This is a genomic window from Peribacillus sp. SIMBA_075 (assembly GCF_046534585.1).
In genome coordinates this window covers 1-239 of record NZ_JAWRYN010001515.1, presented here as the reverse complement: position 1 = coordinate 239, position 239 = coordinate 1, and the positions used below count along the sequence as shown (strand labels likewise).

Annotated in this window: 1 protein-coding gene; it reads right to left on the bottom strand. The window is 47.7% G+C overall.

Annotated elements, in window-relative coordinates:
- Positions 1-239, bottom strand: a 239-nt coding sequence (locus SB775_RS33475; RefSeq protein WP_410865610.1) for a flavin reductase family protein, incomplete at both ends; no start/stop codon positions are given.

Genomic DNA, 239 nt, shown 5'->3' with positions numbered 1-239 from the left:
CTTCACTGACAGTCGAAGGATAGTCGGCAGATGTTTGATTCATCACATCGACGTTGTAGACATCGACCATATTGACGACAAACTCTCCCGTCTCCTGAATGTTTCTGGCCGTATCCTTCATGAGACTCCCTGGCTTGCGCATGACAGCGATTGAAACCATCATCGGCTCAATACTGGCAACATTAAAATAGCTGAATGGAGCAGCGTTGATGACACCGTCACTACCAACTGTTGTCACC